17 protein-coding genes are annotated in these 19,426 nt (G+C 42.3%); 8 read left to right on the plus strand and 9 right to left on the minus strand.

Going from position 1 to position 19,426, the window contains the following annotated elements:
• The first annotated feature begins 18 nt into the window (after positions 1 to 18).
• Positions 19 to 1,326, plus strand: coding sequence for a peptide-methionine (S)-S-oxide reductase MsrA (gene msrA, locus P3J6_RS12115; protein ID WP_198523139.1), 1,308 nt, complete (start codon positions 19 to 21; stop codon positions 1,324 to 1,326).
• 650 nt (positions 1,327 to 1,976) lie between these two features.
• On the opposite strand, the gene P3J6_RS12120 is transcribed toward msrA, so the two are convergent.
• The 9 genes from P3J6_RS12120 to P3J6_RS12160 form a co-directional block, all read right to left on the minus strand.
• Positions 1,977 to 2,855, minus strand: coding sequence for a LysR family transcriptional regulator (locus tag P3J6_RS12120; RefSeq protein WP_010389946.1), 879 nt, complete (start codon positions 2,853 to 2,855; stop codon positions 1,977 to 1,979).
• 247 nt (positions 2,856 to 3,102) lie between these two features.
• Positions 3,103 to 3,759 carry a 3-oxoacid CoA-transferase subunit B gene (locus tag P3J6_RS12125; RefSeq protein WP_008114705.1) on the minus strand — a complete coding sequence of 219 codons (657 nt, stop codon included), beginning with the start codon at positions 3,757 to 3,759 and terminating at the stop codon, positions 3,103 to 3,105.
• Positions 3,760 to 3,774: 15 nt separating this feature from the next.
• Positions 3,775 to 4,473, minus strand: a complete 699-nt coding sequence (locus tag P3J6_RS12130; protein WP_008114703.1) for a CoA transferase subunit A — start codon at positions 4,471 to 4,473, stop codon at positions 3,775 to 3,777.
• 28 nt (positions 4,474 to 4,501) lie between these two features.
• Entirely contained in the window at positions 4,502 to 5,401 is a 900-nt protein-coding gene (locus tag P3J6_RS12135) for a hydroxymethylglutaryl-CoA lyase (protein ID WP_198523140.1), read from the minus strand.
• Position 5,402: 1 nt separating this feature from the next.
• Entirely contained in the window at positions 5,403 to 7,385 is a 1,983-nt protein-coding gene (locus P3J6_RS12140) for an acetyl/propionyl/methylcrotonyl-CoA carboxylase subunit alpha (RefSeq protein ID WP_198523141.1), read from the minus strand.
• An 8-nt stretch (positions 7,386 to 7,393) separates the two neighbouring features.
• Positions 7,394 to 8,164: an enoyl-CoA hydratase/isomerase family protein gene (locus P3J6_RS12145; protein ID WP_010389950.1), complete on the minus strand. Its 771-nt coding sequence runs from the start codon at positions 8,162 to 8,164 to the stop codon at positions 7,394 to 7,396.
• Positions 8,165 to 8,176: 12 nt separating this feature from the next.
• Positions 8,177 to 9,784, minus strand: a complete 1,608-nt coding sequence (locus tag P3J6_RS12150) for a carboxyl transferase domain-containing protein (protein WP_010389951.1) — start codon at positions 9,782 to 9,784, stop codon at positions 8,177 to 8,179.
• Positions 9,785 to 9,793: 9 nt separating this feature from the next.
• On the minus strand, positions 9,794 to 10,969 hold the full coding sequence (locus P3J6_RS12155) for an isovaleryl-CoA dehydrogenase (RefSeq protein ID WP_198523142.1): 1,176 nt from the start codon (positions 10,967 to 10,969) through the stop codon (positions 9,794 to 9,796).
• Between the two features lie 35 nt (positions 10,970 to 11,004).
• Positions 11,005 to 11,439, minus strand: a complete 435-nt coding sequence (locus tag P3J6_RS12160; protein WP_008114692.1) for a MerR family transcriptional regulator — start codon at positions 11,437 to 11,439, stop codon at positions 11,005 to 11,007.
• Positions 11,440 to 11,768: 329 nt separating this feature from the next.
• Between P3J6_RS12160 and P3J6_RS12165 the strand changes: the two genes are divergently transcribed.
• The 7 genes from P3J6_RS12165 to P3J6_RS12195 all read left to right on the plus strand — a co-directional run bounded on the left by P3J6_RS12165 (position 11,769) and on the right by P3J6_RS12195 (position 19,421).
• The gene (locus P3J6_RS12165) at positions 11,769 to 12,950 is read left to right on the plus strand and encodes a thiolase family protein (protein ID WP_010389953.1); all 1,182 of its coding nucleotides are present in this window, start codon (positions 11,769 to 11,771) and stop codon (positions 12,948 to 12,950) included.
• A gap of 72 nt (positions 12,951 to 13,022) precedes the next feature.
• The gene (locus tag P3J6_RS12170; protein WP_198523143.1) at positions 13,023 to 14,513 is read left to right on the plus strand and encodes a CoA-acylating methylmalonate-semialdehyde dehydrogenase; all 1,491 of its coding nucleotides are present in this window, start codon (positions 13,023 to 13,025) and stop codon (positions 14,511 to 14,513) included.
• Between the two features lie 119 nt (positions 14,514 to 14,632).
• Positions 14,633 to 15,790 (plus strand): acyl-CoA dehydrogenase family protein, encoded by a 1,158-nt coding sequence (locus tag P3J6_RS12175; protein WP_198523144.1) that lies wholly within the window; start codon positions 14,633 to 14,635, stop codon positions 15,788 to 15,790.
• A 10-nt stretch (positions 15,791 to 15,800) separates the two neighbouring features.
• Complete coding sequence (locus P3J6_RS12180; RefSeq protein WP_036982737.1) at positions 15,801 to 16,580, plus strand: enoyl-CoA hydratase; 780 nt, start codon at positions 15,801 to 15,803, stop codon at positions 16,578 to 16,580.
• Positions 16,580 to 17,737, plus strand: a complete 1,158-nt coding sequence (locus P3J6_RS12185; RefSeq protein WP_198523145.1) for an enoyl-CoA hydratase/isomerase family protein — start codon at positions 16,580 to 16,582, stop codon at positions 17,735 to 17,737. The genes P3J6_RS12180 and P3J6_RS12185 overlap by 1 nt, the downstream gene beginning before the upstream one ends.
• 4 nt (positions 17,738 to 17,741) lie before the next feature.
• Positions 17,742 to 18,641 (plus strand): 3-hydroxyisobutyrate dehydrogenase, encoded by a 900-nt coding sequence (gene mmsB / locus P3J6_RS12190; RefSeq protein WP_075169250.1) that lies wholly within the window; start codon positions 17,742 to 17,744, stop codon positions 18,639 to 18,641.
• A gap of 9 nt (positions 18,642 to 18,650) precedes the next feature.
• A complete protein-coding gene (locus P3J6_RS12195) occupies positions 18,651 to 19,421 on the plus strand; it encodes an SDR family oxidoreductase (RefSeq protein WP_198523146.1) in 771 nt (256 codons plus the stop codon).
• Positions 19,422 to 19,426 lie beyond the last annotated feature (5 nt).

The raw sequence follows: 19,426 nt of genomic DNA on the forward strand, positions 1-19,426 counted from the left end.
AAACTAAGAGGTAATCGTATGTTTAAGGGGTTAATATTAGCTACATTTTCTATGTTGGGATTACTAAGTACGATGAGCGCTATCTCGTCAGATGAGGTAACTAAATCCAGTGAGTTAGATGCCACTATGCATGTAGAAAAGCTAGTGCTTGGCTCGGGCTGTTTTTGGGGGGCAGAAAAACGCTACGAAGCACTAAATGGGGTACTCGATGCAGAGTCGGGCTATGCCGATGGGCATGGGTTTAAACCAACCTACAGGAATATAACTAAGCTATCGCGTCGTTTCGATGAAGATAACTACGCTGAAGTGGTGCAGGTTACATTTAATAGCAATATTATTTCGGCAAAAGAGCTGCTGCAAAATTATTACGAAAGCCACGATCCGACTCAAAAAAACCGCCAAGGTAATGATGTAGGCACACAATATCGCTCTATTATTTTAACTACAAGTGACGAGCAAGCAAATACCGCGATTGCTGTAACACAGCAGTACCAGCAGTTACTCACCAAAGCAGGTTATGGAACAATAGCTACACAAATTAAGCCACTAGAGCAATTTTATTCTGCTGAAGAATATCATCAAAATTATCTTGAAAAAAATCCAAACGGTTATTGCCCAGACCATTCAACCGGCGTTGTTTTTAGTCAAGATGAAAAGCAGCAGGTTGATAACACTGCATTGTTGACTGGCAAACAAATTGTTATTTTAGATTCTCGCGATTACTGCCCTTACTGTGAAAAATTTAAAGCGGCGGTAGCTAATGACTATAAAGGCACAATACCAATGACATTTCGCCATGCTGATCAGCTCAATGGCTTAACCATCAAATCGGCTACGTGGGCTACACCCACCATACTATTTTTAGAAGATGGAGTAGAAGTGTATTCTCGCCAAGGTTATATGGATGCCGAACTGTTTTATAAAGCGCTAGGGGCATTTAAACTCGGTGACAGTGAAGCTTATAAAGTAGCGTTTAACGCTAAAACCGACAGCCCATATTGCAAAGAATACGCTATTTTTAAAAACACCCCCGATGGCATTTTTATCGATAAACTCAGTGGTGAACCCTTGTTTGATACCCGCGACAGATTTAATTCGGGTACTGGCTGGTTGTCGTTTACACACCCTGTAAAAGACAGCGTAACGCAGCATGAAGATAACAGTTGGGGAATGCAACGTATTGAGCTTAAATCTAAAAGTACCGGGATTCATTTAGGGCATTTATTCCCCGGTGAAGGGCCAAATGGTCAAGATAGATATTGTATTAATGCCACTGTATTAGAATTTGTTGCTCGTGAGGAAATAAACAGATCAGATGATGTTTAAGCTAATTAGCAAATAGGTAAATTTTAAGCAAAAAAAAAGCAGCGATACTTAAAAAAGGTCGCTGCATTTCAATTGACAACATCTTCACACACAATAAAGATTCGGGGGGTTGTATTAGTAAAAACTAATGCTGAATTATTGTTGCTGATGTGAATGTAAATAAAAACAACTCAAGCTCAGTCACCACCGGACTTGAGTTGCTTTTTACACTGACAACATCTTCACACACAATAAAGATTCTTATATTTATTGGCGGGTGTAAGCGTAAAATAAAAACAACCCAAGCTAAGTCACCACCGAACTTGAGCTGTTTTTTACACTGACAACATCTTCACACACAATAAAGATTCTTTTGTACTAGCTTGTTGTTACAAACTAATTAAATTTGGTTTCAGTAACGCGTTTTATTATTTTTGGTCGTTGCTGATTTGTTGAGTTAACTTTAGAGCTTTTACTCAATTTCGACAAGCGATAAAAACAAAACTAATAAGTGAAAAAATCTAATCTATAAACTTAGTTAATAGAAGGTTGTGCAAGTTATTGATAATGCTGTTTATATTTTATTTTTTAGGTTTGCGTGAGACACGAAAAAATATTTTAAAAAGGTCGTAAATAATTAAACGCCCATGTAGGGGGCGTTTAATTAATAGTCATTTTGTTTGTCTGAAGGTGTTAATTACCCATTTTGCAAACAAATCGAGCGGGTGGTTTGCCGTACTAGAGCCATGTTGTACCAAGTAGTATTTATCTTTGGTGGTAAGGGGTTGTTCAAATAGTTTATAAAGCCATTGCTCATCCAGCCAGCTTTGGCTAATTGGCAGAGGAATGAGTGCAATGCCCATACCTTGTTGCGCCGCTCTTGCTACACCAAACATACTATCTATTTGAATAATTTGTGTTGGTGAAAAGTCATCAATCCCAACTTTTTCTGCCCACTGATGCCAAGCCCAAGGGCGTGCTTTATGCACAATAAGCGGCACTTGATTAAGCGCTTGGCAATGATCGTTTTGCCATTGTTCAAGCAGTTTTTTATTACACGCTGGAATATATTCTAAATTAAATAACTCAGTAGCCAGTCCATCAAGCGGTTTACTTGAAGATAAAATTATAGATAAATCACTTTGGCGGGTTAATTCCTTTCGAGTTTTGAGGGTATCCATGTGTAAATTAATATTAGGGTGCTCGCTGGTCCATTCACTGAGCTTAGGCATTAACAATTCACTGGCAAAAAATTCGGGCAGAGTAATGGTTAAGTTTACATTTTGTTGTAACTGACTAAATTCATTAATGGTGCTCTCTAGCATATTTATAATTGGATAAATTGCTTCAAAAAAGTTTTTACCTGCAGGCGTTAAACTAATAGATCGAGTTTGTCTTTGAAATAAATCAATGCCTAGCTGCTCTTCTAGCTGTTTAATTTGGTGGCTTACAGCCGAGGGCGTTAAGTAAAGCTCTTTAGCAGCATGTTTAAAACTTAAGCTTTTTGCGGCAAAACAAAAAGAGCGAAGGCCGCGAATAGGTGTTTGCATGGTATCCAGTATAAAGTTATTTCAATCGCCTAGTAATAGGCAATAATTAAACCAAAAATAAAAACTAACTATATCAGCAATTTATTTATTTTATTAGGTCGAATTCACCTAAGTGGTGCGTTAAATTGTCACTATAGTGCAAAAACTAAAATATAGACAAAAAAAATCCCTCTTACGAGGGATTTTGGGTAACTCAGCGCCATTGGCACTGGGAATGAGGTCGGTACAGGGTGAAATTATGAGTGGTTTAAAACACCATCTCAGGAATATCACCATTAACTAGCAATTTACCTGCCGTTTTGCTAATAATTTCATCAACTGATACGCCTGGTGCGCGTTCTAGTAAATGAAATGCGCCGTCTTTTACTTCTAGAACGGCTAAATCAGTAACTATTTTTTTAACACAGTTAACGCCCGTTAGCGGTAACGTACAGCTTTCTAATAACTTAGAGTCGCCGTGTTTACTGGCATGGGTCATGGTAACAATAATGTTTTTTGCACCTGCGACTAAATCCATCGCTCCGCCCATGCCTTTAATTAATTTTTTCGGGATCATCCATGAGGCTATAGAACCGTTTTGGTCTACCTCAAACGCGCCCAGAACGGTTAAGTCTACATGACCACCCCGTATCATGGCAAAACTATCTGCACTATTAAATATAGCTGCACCGGTAGCTGCCGTCACGGTTTCTTTACCCGCGTTGATCATATCCGCATCAACAGTGGCTTTAGTAGGGTATTCGCCCATGCCTAAAAGACCATTTTCGGACTGTAGCATAACTTCTATGCCATCGGGTACATAGTTTGCGACGAGCGTCGGAATACCAATGCCCAAATTAACATAAAACCCATCTTGTAACTCTTGAGCTACGCGCATTGCGACTTGTTCACGTGATAATGCCATTGTTAGTGCTCCTGCTTAATCTCGTGTGGTAACACGTTCAATGCGTTTTTCAAAGTTACCTTTTATAACGCGGTTAACAAAAATTCCTGGCGTATGTATTTGGCTTGGCTCAAGTTCGCCTGGTTCAACAATTTCCTCTACTTCTGCAACGGTAATTTTACCCGCAGTAGCCGCCATTGGATTGAAGTTCATGGCTGTATGACGAAATACTAAGTTGCCGTAGCGATCCGCTTTCCATGCTTTTACAATAGCGAATTCACCGGTAATTGACTCTTCTAAAATATAAGGGCGACCATTAAACTCTTTTACTTCTTTACCCTCAGCAACCGGTGTGCCATAACCTGTGGCTGTGTAAAAAGCAGGTATTCCTGCACCACCAGCACGCATTTTTTCAGCAAGAGTACCTTGTGGTGTAAGTTCTACATCAATCTCGCCACTTAGTAGTTGCTGTTCAAACAAGGCATTTTCGCCAACGTATGAGGCGACCACCTTTTTAATTTGCTTGTCGTGCAGTAACAGCCCTAAACCAAAGTCATCAACACCACAGTTATTAGAAACAACGGTTAATTCTTTAGTTTGCATTTTTTTAATTTGGGCAATTAGCCCCTCAGGGATACCACATAAGCCAAAACCACCGGCTATTATTGTATCGCCGTCTTTTAAACCTTCCATTGCAGCTTCATAACTAGAAACTACTTTATCAAAACCGGCCATGAGTCACTCCTCATTCTGTGCTATATAATTATTGTGCGTGTAATGCTGCAGAAACCTTGCTAGCAGGATGTTTGTTCAGTGCACTCGTAATTTGCCAACCTGCCTCAGCAAGCCTTTGTAAATCAATTCCATGCTCAATGCCAAGCCCTTGCAGTAAGTATACAACATCTTCGGTGGCAACATTTCCTGACGCGCCTTTGGCATATGGGCAGCCACCAAGGCCGGCAACAGCACTGTCAACCGTTGCTATACCAAGGTTTAGCGCAGCGTAAATATTTGTGAGCGCTTGCCCGTATGTGTCATGAAAATGTACAGCAAGTTTAGATTTATCAATATGTTTAAGTAGCAATGTAAGTAGCTCTATTACTTTAGCGGGTGTGCCAACACCTATGGTGTCACCTAGGCTAATTTCATAACAGCCCATTTTTAAGAGTTTAGCAGCGACAGCCAGTACAGTATGAGGGTCAACATCTCCCTCATACGGGCAACCTAACACACAACTTACATAACCGCGTACGCGAATGTTATTCGCCTTTGCAAAAGCCATAACTTCACTAAAACGCGCCAAACTTTGCTCAATAGAGCAATTAATATTTTTTTGGCAAAATGCTTCGCTCGCTGCGGTAAATATTGCAAATTCTTTAATACCTACAGCATCTGCTGCCTCTGCCCCTTTTAAATTAGGGGTAAGGGCACTGAGATTAACCTCAGGTAAATTAAGTGCGCTTATTACTTCACTAGAGTCTGCCATTTGTGGCACCCATTTAGGTGAGACAAACGCACCGGCTTCTATGTCTTTTATGCCTGCAGCGGCGAGTGCGTTAATAAGCGTTATTTTATCAGCAGTTTCTACAGCGGCTTCATTTTGAAGTCCATCTCTGGCGCCCACTTCAACAATGCGCACTGCTTTAGGTAATAATGAACTCATATTAAGCGGGTTCCTCTGCAGTTGTGTCCTCAACAATGGCCAGTAATGCGCCATGGCTTACCAGTTCACCTTCAGCAAAGCAGTAGCTTTTAAGTACGCCATCATGTGGGGCATTAAGTGTGTATTCCATTTTCATCGCTTCAATAATAACCACAGCATCGCCTTTAGTGATGGTACTTCCCACCTCTAACAAGTGTTTAACTACAGTACCATTAAGCGGCGCAGCAAGGGGTAATGCCTCATTTTCATGTGAGCTGATGAAATGTTTATCAACACATTCAAACTTAGTTTGCAGTGCTTGGTTCATTACAGTAATGGCATTATCAACGTGGCTAACATGCGCAGTGTGTTTAGCGCCATTAATCGATACGTTGCAGTAGCCATTAGTTAACTCACCTTGCACTTCAAAGGTGTTGTCATTAATGGTCATGCTATAGCCCTGCGCGGTTTTTATTGCGCTTAAGGGGGTATCGCTAAATGGAATGTTAACTTGTTGCGGCGCATTTAAACTAAACCCATGTAATTGTTGCCATGGATTTGCACTACTTGTATTACTACCAAGTGATGCTAAATACGCAAAACCTGCAATTAAGCGGCTAGTTTGTAATAAAGAAGGGTCAATAGTAACTAACGCTTCACCTTGCTCTGCAATAAAGTGGGTGCTTGGAGCACCTTGTTTAAAGCGTGGATGAATCGCTAAATTATATAAAAAGCTGATATTAGTGCTAAATCCGGCTAAATGAAATTGTGTTAATGCTTGTTGTAAACGCGAAAGTGCTTGGTCGCGGTTATCATCATGAACAATCAGTTTGGCAATCATTGGATCGTAATACGGACTTATTTCATCACCTTGGGCAATACCAGTATCAATACGTACATATTCACTGTTAGCGGGCGTAAATAGTGCCTCAATAGTGCCAGAGCACGGAATAAAGTCATTACTTGGATCTTCAGCGTAAATACGTGCTTCAAAGCTGTGTCCTTGTAGCTGAATATCTGCTTGCGCTAAAGGTAACGCTAAACCACTGGCTACATTAATTTGCCAATTAACTAAATCAACGCCGGTGACCATTTCACTCACGGGGTGTTCTACTTGCAAGCGAGTATTCATTTCCATGAAAAAGAACTCATCACCACAGAGTAAAAATTCCACAGTGCCAGCGCCTCGGTAGTCAATTGCTAGGGCACATCTTACTGCGGCTTCGCCCATTTCTTTTCGCAATGAGTCTGATAAACCGGGGGCAGGCGCTTCTTCAATCACTTTTTGATGCCGACGCTGCAATGAACAATCACGATCACCTAAATACACACAGTTGCCATAGTTATCAGCAAATACTTGCACTTCAACATGGCGTGGTTGGTCAACATAACGCTCAAGCAAAACCAGATCATTACCAAAACCGGCAGTAGCTTCACGTTTAGCACCTTCTAATGCGCTTATAAACTCACTGGCTTTTGAAACTATACGCATGCCCTTACCACCGCCACCAAAGGCCGCTTTGATAAGCACAGGGTAGCCAATTTTTTCAGCCTCAGCTTGTAAAAAGCTAGGGTCTTGTTTATCGCCATAATAACCTGGCACCAAAGGAACATTAGCGGCTGCCATAATTTCTTTTGCACGGGTTTTAGAGCCCATAGCTTCTATGCTACTTGCTGGTGGCCCAATAAAGGCAATGTTATTGGCTTCACAAACATTAGCAAATTCGCTGTTTTCAGATAAAAATCCATAACCAGGATGAATGCAATCGGCGCCACTCATTTTGGCAACGTTAAGTATTTTATCTGCAACTAGGTATGAGTCTTTACTCGGCGCTGCACCAATATGATAGGCTTCATCAGCCATTTTTACATGTTGAGCGTTTTTATCTGCATCTGAATAAACCGCAACCGTGGTCAAGCCCATTTGCTTAGCTGTTCGCATAATACGACAAGCAATCTCTCCGCGATTAGCAATCAGAATTTTTTGTAAGTGTACTGTGTTCATAATGCGTCCTAGAGTTGCCATTGGGGAGGGCGTTTTTCAAAAAAGGCAGTTAGACCTTCTTGACCTTCGTCTGATACACGAATTTTGGCTATACGTTCTGCAGTGAGCGCAATTATTTCGTTATCGATTTCTTTGTTTGCAACATCATTAATAAGCGCTTTAGCTGCTTTAACCGCTACCGGGCCATTATCTATCAGCGTTTGTAATAGGTTATCCAGTGCACAGTCTAAATTCCCTGTAATTTGGTGAACTAGCCCCAGCTGTTTAGCCGTATGCGCATCAAATACTTCAGCCGTTAAGAAGTAACGACGAGCAGCGCGCTCACCAATGGCTTTAATTACATAAGGGCTGATCACAGCAGGAATAAGGCCGAGTTTCACTTCACTTAAACAAAATTGAGCGTCGTCTTTACTGAGTGCAATATCACAGCAAGCAATTAAGCCCAATGCGCCACCAAATGCTGCGCCTTGTACCGCACAAATAGTAGGGTGTGGGCTTTGTGCTAATACTTGCATTAGCTTCGCCAGCTGCATCGAATCGGCCAAATTATCGTTATAGTTGTTATCTGCCATCGATTTCATCCAGGCTAAATCGGCACCGGCTGAAAAGTGTTTACCCTCAGTTTTTAATACAAGGGCACGAATATCGAGCGTATTAGCATGTTCAATACATTGAATAAGCTCATGGATAACGTCGCTATTAAAGGCATTGCGTTTTTCTGGGCGACTTAAAACAAGTACAGCCACATTAGATTTTGTTATTTGTAGTGTTACTGACATTTTAAGCTCCCATTACATTCTAAATACGCCAAATTTTGATTCACGCTCAGGAGCATTTTTAGCTGCGCTAAGTGCAAGCCCAAGAACATTGCGTGTATCAGCAGGGTCAATAATGCCATCATCCCATAAACGGGCACTGGCATAATAAGGGTGGCCTTGCTGTTCGTATTGATCGATGATTGGCTTTTTAAAATCGCTAATTTGTTGCTCGCTCATGCTTTCGCCTTTGCGGGCTAAACCATCTTGTTTTACTTGCGCCATTACACCAGCGGCTTGTTCGCCACCCATAACCGAAATACGGGCATTTGGCCACATCCACATCATGGTCGGTTCAAATGCGCGGCCACACATACCATAGTTACCTGCACCGTATGAGCCACCGATTAAAATAGTAAATTTGGGTACATCGGCACACGATACCGCCATCACCATTTTAGCGCCGTGTTTAGCAATGCCTTCAGACTCGTATTTTTTACCGACCATAAAGCCAGTGATGTTTTGTAAAAATACCAGTGGAATATTGCGCTGAGCACATAGTTGAATAAAGTGCGCGCCTTTTTGCGCTGACTCACTAAATAAAATACCGTTGTTGGCCACTATGCCTACGGGATGACCATAAATACTGGCAAAACCTGTTACCAGTGTTTCACCAAAGTAGCGTTTAAATTCATCAAACGATGAATCATCAACAGTACGCGCAATGACTTCACGGACATCAAATGGCTTTTTAAGATCAGTACCGACAATGCCGTAAAGTTCGTTAATATCATAACGAGGGGCTTTTACTTCTTCTAGTAATGGTGAGGTAGGGCGCGAATAGTTAATCCGTTCAATACATTGGCGAGCAATCGACAACGCATGAGCATCGTTTTCTGCGTAATGATCGGCCACACCTGATGTTTTACAGTGTACATCGGCGCCACCAAGCTCTTCTGCAGTAACTACTTCACCGGTGGCAGCTTTTACCAGCGGTGGGCCAGCTAAAAAGATAGTGCCTTGCTCTTTTACAATAATACTTTCATCGGCCATAGCAGGAACATACGCACCACCTGCAGTACATAACCCCATAACCACAGCAATTTGTGGAATGCCTTTACCTGACATACGCGCTTGATTATAAAAAATACGACCAAAATGCAGTTTGTCAGGGAATACGTCGTCTTGCTCAGGTAAGTTTGCGCCACCTGAGTCAACTAAATAAATACACGGTAAATGACAACGTTCGGCGATGTCTTGAGCGCGTAAATGCTTTTTAACAGTCAGCGGGAAATAGGTGCCGCCTTTTACTGTCGCATCATTAGCAATCACCATACATTCTACGCCTTTAACGCGACCAATACCTGCAACCACACCGGCACAAGGAATATCTTGTTCATAAACGCCAAAGGCAGCAAATTGCGATATTTCTAAAAATGGCGAGCCTTCATCTAGCAAAGTGGTAATACGGTCACGGACAAACAATTTACCGCGGCCTTCATGGCGCTCTTTTAGCGCAGCGCCGCCGCCTAAACGTATTGTTGCTGCTTTACTGCGTAAATCATCCACTAGCGCCGACATGTTGTTGTGATTTTGCACAAAATTTGGATCATGCGGATTAACGCTCGATTTTAAAATCGTCATAACTAATCCTTAGCGGCTTTCAGTGAATAATTCGCGACCAATTAACATACGGCGTATTTCTGAGGTGCCTGCACCAATTTCATATAATTTTGCATCACGCAGCAAGCGACCTGTTGCGTATTCATTTATATAACCATTACCGCCTAAAATTTGAATTGCGTCTAATGCCATTTTAGTTGCAAGCTCAGCAGCATATAAAATTGCGCCAGCAGCGTCTTTACGGGTGGTTTCGCCGCGATCACATGCTTTTGCTACTGTGTACACATATGAGCGAGCTGCGTTCATTTGTGTATACATATCAGCAATTTTGCCTTGTATTAACTGAAATTGACCAATAGGGCTGTCAAATTGCTTACGCTCATGGATGTAAGGCACCACAATATCCATACACGCTTGCATTATGCCAAGTGGGCCAGCCGCTAAAACAACACGCTCATAATCAAGGCCACTCATAAGTACCTTAACGCCTTCGTTTAAGTTACCTAAAATATTTTCTTCAGGTACTTCACAGTTTTCAAATACCAATTCACAGGTATTTGAGCCACGCATGCCGAGTTTGTCGAGCTTTTGTGCGGTTGAAAAACCAGGAAATATTTTTTCTACAATAAAGGCTGTAATCCCTTTAGCGCCGGCGTTTAAATCTGTTTTTGCATAAATTACCAACGTATCAGCGTCAGGGCCATTAGTGATCCACATTTTATTACCGTTTAAAATGTATTTATCGCCTTTTTTCTCTGCTTTGAGTTTCATAGAAACAACATCAGAGCCCGCATTAGGCTCACTCATCGCCAGCGCACCAATGTGCTCGCCACTAATTAGTTTAGGTAAGTATTTTTCTTTTTGTGCTTGTGAACCATTGCGGTTTATTTGATTAACACACAGGTTAGAATGCGCACCGTAGCTTAAACCAATAGAGGCACTTGCACGGCTAATTTCTTCCATGGCAATAACGTGCTCTAAATAGCCTAAGCCAGCACCACCAAACTCTTCATCCACGGTCATGCCAAGCACGCCCATTTCACCCATTTGCGGCCAAAGTTCATTGGGGAACGCATTATCAAGGTCAGTTTTTTCAGCTAGTGGGGCAATTTCTTGACTGGCAAAGCTGTTTACGTGACTGCGGATCATATCTGCAGTTTCGCCAAGACCAAAGTTCATTTCTTTATATAGTGAAATAGTGCTCATGATTAATTCCTGTGTGTTGATGACGTTGTTATATTTTATTCATCTATTTTGCTAAGCGTGTCGCGACAGCGACGTTCAGCGGTGACCAGTTCCATAAGAACCACTTTAATGTCATCCATCTGTTGTGAAAGATCGGCTTTTTTCTCACTGATAAGGTCAAGCATAGTAACTAACTGTTTTGCACTTGATTTATCAGCATCATACAGTTCAAACAAACGACCTGTTTCAGCTAAGGTGAAACCTAAACGCTTACCGCGCAGTATTAGCTTTAGGCGAACCTTGTCGCGCTTTGAGTAAATACGTGTTTGACCATTGCGCTCTGGTGATATTAACCCTTGGTCTTCGTAAAAACGGATAGAGCGGGTGGTAATATCAAATTCTTTAGCCAATTCACTAATGCTAAAAGTTTGTTCGTTTTTAGCCGGCTCGTTGGCTGAATTTGCAAAGTTTGTTTGATTATCTGATTTCATTGTAATGTTTACCTCATTCGAATAACTCCAATATAAGTGAAGTTTACGTAAAGGTAAAGTGCGATCTGGTTGTTATACTTTAGACGTATAAAATAAAAGCGGAAATGCAGCAGAAGTTGAGTGTTTATAAACGTTATAAGCCAGTTAGACAGTATGTAATAAATTTTTAGCAAGCTAACTTTACAGTTTTTACACTAATTAGAAAGTTGATTTTAGATTTACGTTGGCGTAAACGTAAATTTTATGTATGCTCGTATTTATCAGATTAGTTTAAACATTAAGCTAAACATAATAAAACATGTTTGCGTTAATTGAAAATGGAGCCTTTTATGTCTTTCGAAAGCGTTGTAATTGTAGCAGCAAAACGCACCCCAATGGGTGGATTTATGGGCGCACTAAGTGATGCGCAGTCTACCGAATTAGGTGCTACGGCCATTGCAGGTGCACTTGCTCAAACGGGTTTAAGCAATGATGCAATTGATGAAGTAATTATGGGCTGCGTATTGCCAGCCGGTTTAGGCCAAGCACCTGCGCGTCAAGCAATGCTTAAAGCGGGGCTTGCACTAAGCACCGGCGCTACCACTATTAATAAAGTATGTGGCTCTGGGTTAAAAGCAGCGATGTTAGCGAATGACCTTATTAAAGCAGGTTCTATTGAATCAGCAATCGCTGGTGGTATGGAAAGCATGACCAATGCACCTTACTTTATTCCTAAAGCCCGTGGCGGTATGCGTATGGGACATGGCGAAATTAAAGATCACATGATGAGTGATGGCCTAGAAGACGCCTACGACAATAAAGCAATGGGTTGCTTTGCTCAAGACACAGCCGATGAATATGGTATTGGTCGTGAGCAAATGGATACGTTTGCACTGGGTTCATTAAGTAAAGCAAACGCAGCCATAGACAATGGGTGGTTTGATAACGAGATCACTCCGCACACTATTAAAACGCGTAAAGGCGATGTCACTGTTTCTATTGATGAGCAACCTGGCAACGCACGACCTGAAAAAATTCCTAGCTTAAGAGCTGCATTTAAAAAAGACGGCACTATTACTGCCGCTAATTCATCGTCTATTTCAGATGGTGGTGCTGCGCTAATACTAATGAGCGAATCAAAAGCAAAAGCTGAGGGTTTAACACCACTTTGTAGAATTGTTGCTCACAGTACTCACTCTCAAAAACCAAGTGAATTTACCGTAGCCCCAGTGGGCGCAATGAACAGCGTTCTTGAAAAAGCTGGCTGGACAACCGCCGATGTTGATTTATGGGAAATTAATGAAGCGTTTGCCATGGTCACTATGCTGGCTATTAACGAATTAAAGCTCGATGAAAGCAAAGTTAACGTGAATGGTGGTGCGTGTGCACTAGGCCACCCAATTGGTGCTAGTGGCGCACGTATTTTAGTAACACTTATTCATGCGCTTAAAAACCGAGGCCTCAAAAAAGGCGTTGCGTCTTTGTGTATAGGTGGCGGTGAAGCCGTTGCTATGGCAGTCGAAGCACTTTAACTGATAACAAAGCCGCAGCAACTATAACAATCACAGCGCTGCGGCAATTAAATTGACTCAATAGGATTTATTATGCACCAAGTACCTTTACTAATTAACGGCGAGTTCGTTCAGTCAACGTCAAATGAATTAATTGATGTTGTAAACCCAGCTAATCAAGAAGTGCTCGCGCAAGTGCCATGCGCTACAGACGCAGAGATGGATGCGGCGATTGCATCAGCAAGCGAAACATTTAAAACATGGAAAGATGTGCCTATTACTGAGCGTGCGCGCATTATGATGAAATACGCGGCGCTATTAAAAGAAAACCATGATGAGCTAGCCACTATTATTTGTCATGAGCTAGGCAAAACGTTTGAAGATGCAAAAGGTGATGTGTGGCGTGGTATTGAGGTAGTTGAACAAGCTGCTAATGCGCCGTCGTTAATGATGGGTGAAACCATGGAAAACGTAGCGCGTAAAATCGATACGTATTCTTACATGCAACCACTGGGTGTATGTGCAGGTATTACGCCATTTAACTTTCCGGCAATGATCCCATTGTGGATGTTCCCACTGGCAATTGTGTGTGGTAACACCTTTATTTTAAAACCGTCTGAGCAAGACCCACTTACTCCTATGCGCTTAGCTGAGCTATTTATTGAAGCAGGTGCACCTAAAGGCGTATTACAAGTTGTGCACGGTACAAAACCACAAGTAGACCGCTTATTAGAAGACAAAGCCGTACGTGCTATCTCATTTGTGGGTTCATGTGGTGTAGGTGCATACATTTACTCTAAAGGCACACAAAACTTAAAACGTGTTCAAGCGTGTGTTGGTGCTAAAAACCACATGGTAATTATGCCTGATGCGAGTAAATCGCATGTTGTTAATAACCTTGTGGGTGCCTCTGTAGGTGCGGCAGGTCAGCGCTGTATGGGTATTTCAGTGGCGGTATTTGTTGGTCAAGCAAAAGACTGGGTTGACGAAATTAAAGCAGGCTTTGAAGGTGTACGCCCAGGTGTTTGGGATGATGCAGACGCGGCTTATGGCCCACAAACATCACCTGCTGCAAAAGCACGTATTTTATCACTGATTGCTGATGGTAAAGCACAAGGCGCTACCTGTTTAATTGATGGCTCTGATTTTAGCGTTAAAGGTTACGAGCAAGGTAACTGGGTAGGTCCTACGTTATTTACTGATGTAACCAAAGATATGAACTTGTACAAAGAAGAGATTTTTGGCCCAGTATTGGCGTGTATGTTTGTTGATACCCTTGAAGAAGCCATTGCGCTTATTAACGAAAGCCCTTATGGCAATGGTACCTCATTATTCACCTCAAGTGGTGCGGCTGCACGTAAATTCCAACACGAAATTGAAGTAGGCCAAGTGGGTATTAATGTGCCAATTCCTGTGCCATTACCATTTTTCTCGTTCACGGGGTGGAAAGGCTCATTCTACGGTGATACTCACACGTATGGTAAACAAGGTATTCGTTTTTACACAGAAACCAAAACCATTACTTCTCGCTGGTTTGAAGATGATATCGCTTCAGGTCCAAATATGAGTATTAATCTTAAGTAACAGTTTAACCGCATAATTAATAAAAAAGAGGGGCACAACACATAATGTTGTCGCTCCTCACTAATAACTCCCGTTATGGGATGCACCGACAACAAACAAAACACAACAAGAGGTCTACCATGGACTTTAACTTATCTGAAGATCAACAAGCTTTTGCGCAAACGGCGCGCCAATTCGCAGAATCTGAACTAGCACCACATGCAGCTAAGTGGGATCGCGAACATATTTTCCCAAAAGACACAATTAAAGCCGCTGGTGAGCTTGGTTTTTGTGGCTTATACACGCCTGAAGAAGCCGGTGGCTTAGGTTTATCTCGTTTAGATTCAAGCATTATTTTTGAACAACTTGCACTGGGTTGTACAGCAACTACAGCTATGCTGACCATTCATAATATGGCAACCTGGATGATCGCAAGCTTTGGTACCGATGCTGTAAAAGACAAATACGTTGAACAATTGGTAATGGGTGAATTACTGGCATCGTACTGTTTAACTGAGCCAGGCTCAGGCTCTGATGCTGCGTCATTAAAAACTAAAGCAGTTCTTGATGGTGATGAGTATGTTATTAACGGCTCAAAAATGTTTATTTCTGGCGCCGGTGAAACAGAAATTTTAGTGGTAATGGCACGTACTGGGGAAGATGGCCCAAGTGGCATTTCAGCATTTGTTGTACCAGCAGATGCCAAAGGTATTGAGTACGGCAAAGCAGAAGAAAAAATGGGTTGGAATGCCCAACCAACACGCTTAATCAGTTTTGAAGATGTACGAATTCCAGCAGCAAACTTATTAGGCGCTGAGGGCGAAGGCTTTAAGTTTGCCATGCAAGGTTTAGATGGCGGCCGTATTAATATTGCAACTTGCTCTATTGGTACTGCACAGGCGGCACTTAATACTGCACGTGAGTATTTAAAAGAGCGTACCCAATTTGGTAAGCCATTGGCAGCATTTCAAGCGCTACAATTTAAAATTGCCGATATGAATACCGAGCTTGTAGCAGCACGCCAAATGGTTCGACTCGCTGCGTTTAAACTTGATACTAACGACAGTGAAAAAACCACTTACTGTGCTATGGCTAAACGTTTTGCAACCGATGTCGGTTTTACTGTGTGTAACGATGCGCTGCAAATTCATGGGGGCTACGGTTACATTAAAGAGTACCCACTTGAACGCCATGTACGTGACGTACGTGTTCATCAAATTCTAGAAGGTACTAACGAAATTATGCGCGTGATTATTGCGCGTCGTATCTTAGCCGAATCAGCCAGCGAAGTTTTATAAGGAGATTAGTATGTCAAATCCTAGTATTGAATTAACTATTGAAGGCCATGTAGCTATTTTAACTATGTCGAATCCGCCAGCGAATACCTGGACGAAAGACACCTTAGTGGCGCTTAAAGACACAGTTAATCAGCTCAACACCAATAAAAATATTTATGCATTAGTACTGACTGGTGAAGGCGAGAAGTTTTTTAGCGCCGGTGCCGACCTAAATGTATTTGCCAGTGGCGATAAAGGTGTAGCTGCAGATATGTCATGTGTATTTGGTGAAGCCTTTGAAGCGCTAACTAATTTTAGAGGCGTGTCGGTTGCAGCCATTAATGGCTACGCAATGGGTGGCGGGCTTGAAGTAGCGCTTGCTTGCGATATTCGTATTGCAGAAGAGCAAGCACAAATGGCATTGCCTGAAGCAAAAGTGGGTTTATTACCCTGTGCTGGTGGAACGCAAAACTTAGCATGGCTCGTTGGTGAAGGCTGGGCAAAACGCATGATTTTATGCGGTGAGCGCTTAAAAGCCGATAAAGCCCTACAAATTGGCTTAGTGGAAGAAGTGGTTGCACAAGGTGAAAGCTTTGCAGCAGCACTAAAACTAGCAAACCAAGTAGCAGAGCAAAGCCCATCGTCGGTTGCTGCATGTAAAACATTGATTCAAAAAGGGCGTCATCAGCCAATGGCGAATGCATTGCCACTGGAGCGAGAGCTGTTTGTTGGTTTATTTGATACCGAAGATCAGCAAGAGGGCGTGAACGCCTTTTTAGAAAAACGCAAAGCTAATTGGGTGAATGGCTAATGAGTGAATTAACCCGTTTAAATTCAGCTGATGCTGCCGTGGTATTTGAAACGGCAACCACAGACAATGGCCGACTCATTGGTTTTGCTACGCTTAACGCGCCTAAGTCATTAAACGCGTTAAATTTTGAGATGATCAGCTTACTCGAGCCACAACTACAGCAATGGGACAAAGACGATAACATTGCATTAGTGGTTCTTAAAGGCGCAGGTGAAAAAGCGTTTTGTGCCGGTGGCGATGTAGTGAGCTTACACAAAGCAATGAGTGAGGGTAAACCGAGCTCACTGGTTGAAGAGTTTTTTACTCAAGAGTATCAACTCGATTACCTTATTCATTGCTATAACAAACCCATTTTAGTCTGGGGTAACGGTATTGTAATGGGCGGCGGTTTAGGTTTAATGGCCGGTGCCAGTCATCGTGTTGTTACTGAAACATCACGCATTGCCATGCCAGAGCAAACCATTGGGCTTTACCCTGATGTAGGTGGCAGTTATTTTTTACATAAAATGCCCGCCCATGTTGGTTTGTTTTTAGGGCTGACCTCGGCGTCAATTAATTGTGAAGACGCTAAGCTTGTATCGCTTGCCGACCACTTTGTAAATGCCGATAAATACCCAGAGCTTGTTGAAACGTTACTCAATACTAAATGGGGTAAAACAGCAAGTTTAAACCACGACAAGCTAAGTAACTTGCTTATTGAGTTAGATAATAACTCTAGCCGTATGCCTAAAGGCAATTTAAAAGCCAACTTATCGCTAATTCAAAAGTTAGGCGACTTTGACACGTTACAGCAGCAGGTAGATTACATTTTAAACCTAACCACTGATGATAGATGGCTACAACGAGCACAAAAATCGTTGGCGCATGGTTGTCCATTAAGTTGTGCTTTAGTGAGTGAGCAGCTTAAACACAGCAAAGGCAAAAACTTAGCTGACTGTTTTAAAATGGAATTAGGCATGTCGGTTCGTGCTGGCGAAGTGGGCGAGTTTCAAGAAGGTGTACGTGCCTTACTTATTGATAAAGACGGTACGCCACAGTGGCAATTTAACACTCTTAAAGATGTGCCAAACGAAGTAGTAGAGAGCTTTTTTGCAAATCGCTTTGGCGAGCAACATCCGCTAGAGCCGTACTTTTCACAACTAAATTTACAAGGGTAAAGCGATGAGTAAACTTAATATAGGATTTATTGGTTTAGGAAACATGGGCGGCCCAATGGCAGCAAACTTAGTTAAAGCAGGCCACAGTGTGCGCGTTTTTGACTTAAGTGCAGAGGCCGTTAAAGAGCTTGTGAATCATGGGGCTAGTGCGGCGCAAAGCGCAAGTGACTGTGCGCACGAGGCTGATGTGCTAATTAGCATGCTACCGGCAAGCAAACATGTTAAATCACTTTATTTAGGCACAGACGAGCAATCGGGTTTAATTAAAGTACTAAGTAAAAGCACGTTAGTGATTGATTGTTCAACCATAGATGCACAATCAGCTCGTGATGTAGGCCATGCCCTTGGCGAGCAAGGCATTGCGTTTGTTGATGCACCTGTATCGGGTGGTGTAGCAGGCGCAACAGCGGGCACGTTAACCTTTATTGTGGGTGGTGAGCAAGCTGCATTCGATAAAGCCAATACTGTATTAGTCGATATGGGTAAAAACATATTCCATGCTGGTGATATTGGTGCAGGGCAAGTTGCTAAAATATGTAACAATATGCTGTTGAGTATTTTAATGGCAGGCACCAGTGAAGCCATTCAAATGGGAATTAATAACGGCCTCGATGCAAAAGTACTCAGCGACATAATGAGCGCAAGTTCGGGTCGTAACTGGACGTTAGAACTTTATAACCCCTGCCCAGGTGTTATGGAAACCGCACCAGCTAGTAACGACTATAAACCCGGTTTTATGGTTGATTTAATGGCTAAAGATTTAGGCCTTGCTATGGAAGCAGCGCAACAAAGTAATTCACTGACGCCAATGGGCTCAATGGCTAAAAATTTATACACTATGATGCAGCACCAAGGTGCAGGCAGTGATGATTTTAGTGCCATTTTTAAATTGTTTTCGAAGTAGGAAAGTATCGTGGAAATAAAAAATAATACCGTAGTTATTACCGGTGGCGCACAAGGCTTAGGTTTTGCAATGGCGCAAAAGTTTGCCTTAATGGGCGCTAATATTGCCTTAATTGATATGGCGCAAGCCCAGTTAGATGAAGCAACCGAGCAACTATCTGCATTAGCAGGCGTAACAGGCACTATTAAAGGCTACAGCGCTAATGTAACCATTGAGAGCGAAGTTGAAGACGTATTTAATACCATTAACAGTGACTTTGGACACATTGGGGTATTAATTAATAACGCCGGCATTTTACGCGATGGCATGTTTATAAAAGCCAAAGACGGTAAAGTGGTAAAAAAAATGTCGCTTGATCAATTTCAATCAGTAATTGACGTTAACCTAACAGGCGTATTTTTGGCAGGGCGCGAAGCGGCTAGCCACATGATTGAATCAGGCAAAGGCGGCGTAATTGTAAACATGTCAAGCGTAGCGCGTGCGGGTAATATTGGCCAAACTAACTATGCTGCCTCAAAAGCAGGTGTTGTGGCATTAACCACTACATGGGCTAAAGAGCTTGGCCGCTTTGGTATACGCGTTGGCGCCATTGCCCCGGGTGTTATTAGCACCGCCATGACCGATGTAATGAAGCCAGAAGCCAAACAGCGCATGCTTGCTGTAACACCCGTAGGGCGCTTAGGTGAAACCGCTGAAATAGCCCATACTGCTCAGTATATTATCGAAAACGACTTTTTCACTGGCCGTGTAGTAGAGATAGACGGCGGCATACGTTTATAACTTTG

The sequence above is a fragment of the Pseudoalteromonas sp. 3J6 genome (assembly GCF_903995135.1).
Lineage (GTDB): Bacteria > Pseudomonadota > Gammaproteobacteria > Enterobacterales > Alteromonadaceae > Pseudoalteromonas.

Excerpts from the sequence above, each read along its gene's own strand:
- msrA (WP_198523139.1), top strand. The coding sequence starts at position 19 with ATGTTTAAGGGGTTAATATTAGCTACATTTTCTATGTTGGGATTACTA.
- P3J6_RS12120 (WP_010389946.1), bottom strand. The coding sequence starts at position 2,855 with ATGCAAACACCTATTCGCGGCCTTCGCTCTTTTTGTTTTGCCGCAAAA.
- P3J6_RS12125 (WP_008114705.1), bottom strand. The coding sequence starts at position 3,759 with ATGGCATTATCACGTGAACAAGTCGCAATGCGCGTAGCTCAAGAGTTA.
- P3J6_RS12130 (WP_008114703.1), bottom strand. The coding sequence starts at position 4,473 with ATGGCCGGTTTTGATAAAGTAGTTTCTAGTTATGAAGCTGCAATGGAA.
- P3J6_RS12135 (WP_198523140.1), bottom strand. The coding sequence starts at position 5,401 with ATGAGTTCATTATTACCTAAAGCAGTGCGCATTGTTGAAGTGGGCGCC.
- P3J6_RS12140 (WP_198523141.1), bottom strand. The coding sequence starts at position 7,385 with ATGAACACAGTACACTTACAAAAAATTCTGATTGCTAATCGCGGAGAG.
- P3J6_RS12145 (WP_010389950.1), bottom strand. The coding sequence starts at position 8,164 with ATGTCAGTAACACTACAAATAACAAAATCTAATGTGGCTGTACTTGTT.
- P3J6_RS12150 (WP_010389951.1), bottom strand. The coding sequence starts at position 9,784 with ATGACGATTTTAAAATCGAGCGTTAATCCGCATGATCCAAATTTTGTG.
- P3J6_RS12155 (WP_198523142.1), bottom strand. The coding sequence starts at position 10,969 with ATGAGCACTATTTCACTATATAAAGAAATGAACTTTGGTCTTGGCGAA.
- P3J6_RS12160 (WP_008114692.1), bottom strand. The coding sequence starts at position 11,439 with ATGAAATCAGATAATCAAACAAACTTTGCAAATTCAGCCAACGAGCCG.
- P3J6_RS12165 (WP_010389953.1), top strand. The coding sequence starts at position 11,769 with ATGTCTTTCGAAAGCGTTGTAATTGTAGCAGCAAAACGCACCCCAATG.
- P3J6_RS12170 (WP_198523143.1), top strand. The coding sequence starts at position 13,023 with ATGCACCAAGTACCTTTACTAATTAACGGCGAGTTCGTTCAGTCAACG.
- P3J6_RS12175 (WP_198523144.1), top strand. The coding sequence starts at position 14,633 with ATGGACTTTAACTTATCTGAAGATCAACAAGCTTTTGCGCAAACGGCG.
- P3J6_RS12180 (WP_036982737.1), top strand. The coding sequence starts at position 15,801 with ATGTCAAATCCTAGTATTGAATTAACTATTGAAGGCCATGTAGCTATT.
- P3J6_RS12185 (WP_198523145.1), top strand. The coding sequence starts at position 16,580 with ATGAGTGAATTAACCCGTTTAAATTCAGCTGATGCTGCCGTGGTATTT.
- mmsB (WP_075169250.1), top strand. The coding sequence starts at position 17,742 with ATGAGTAAACTTAATATAGGATTTATTGGTTTAGGAAACATGGGCGGC.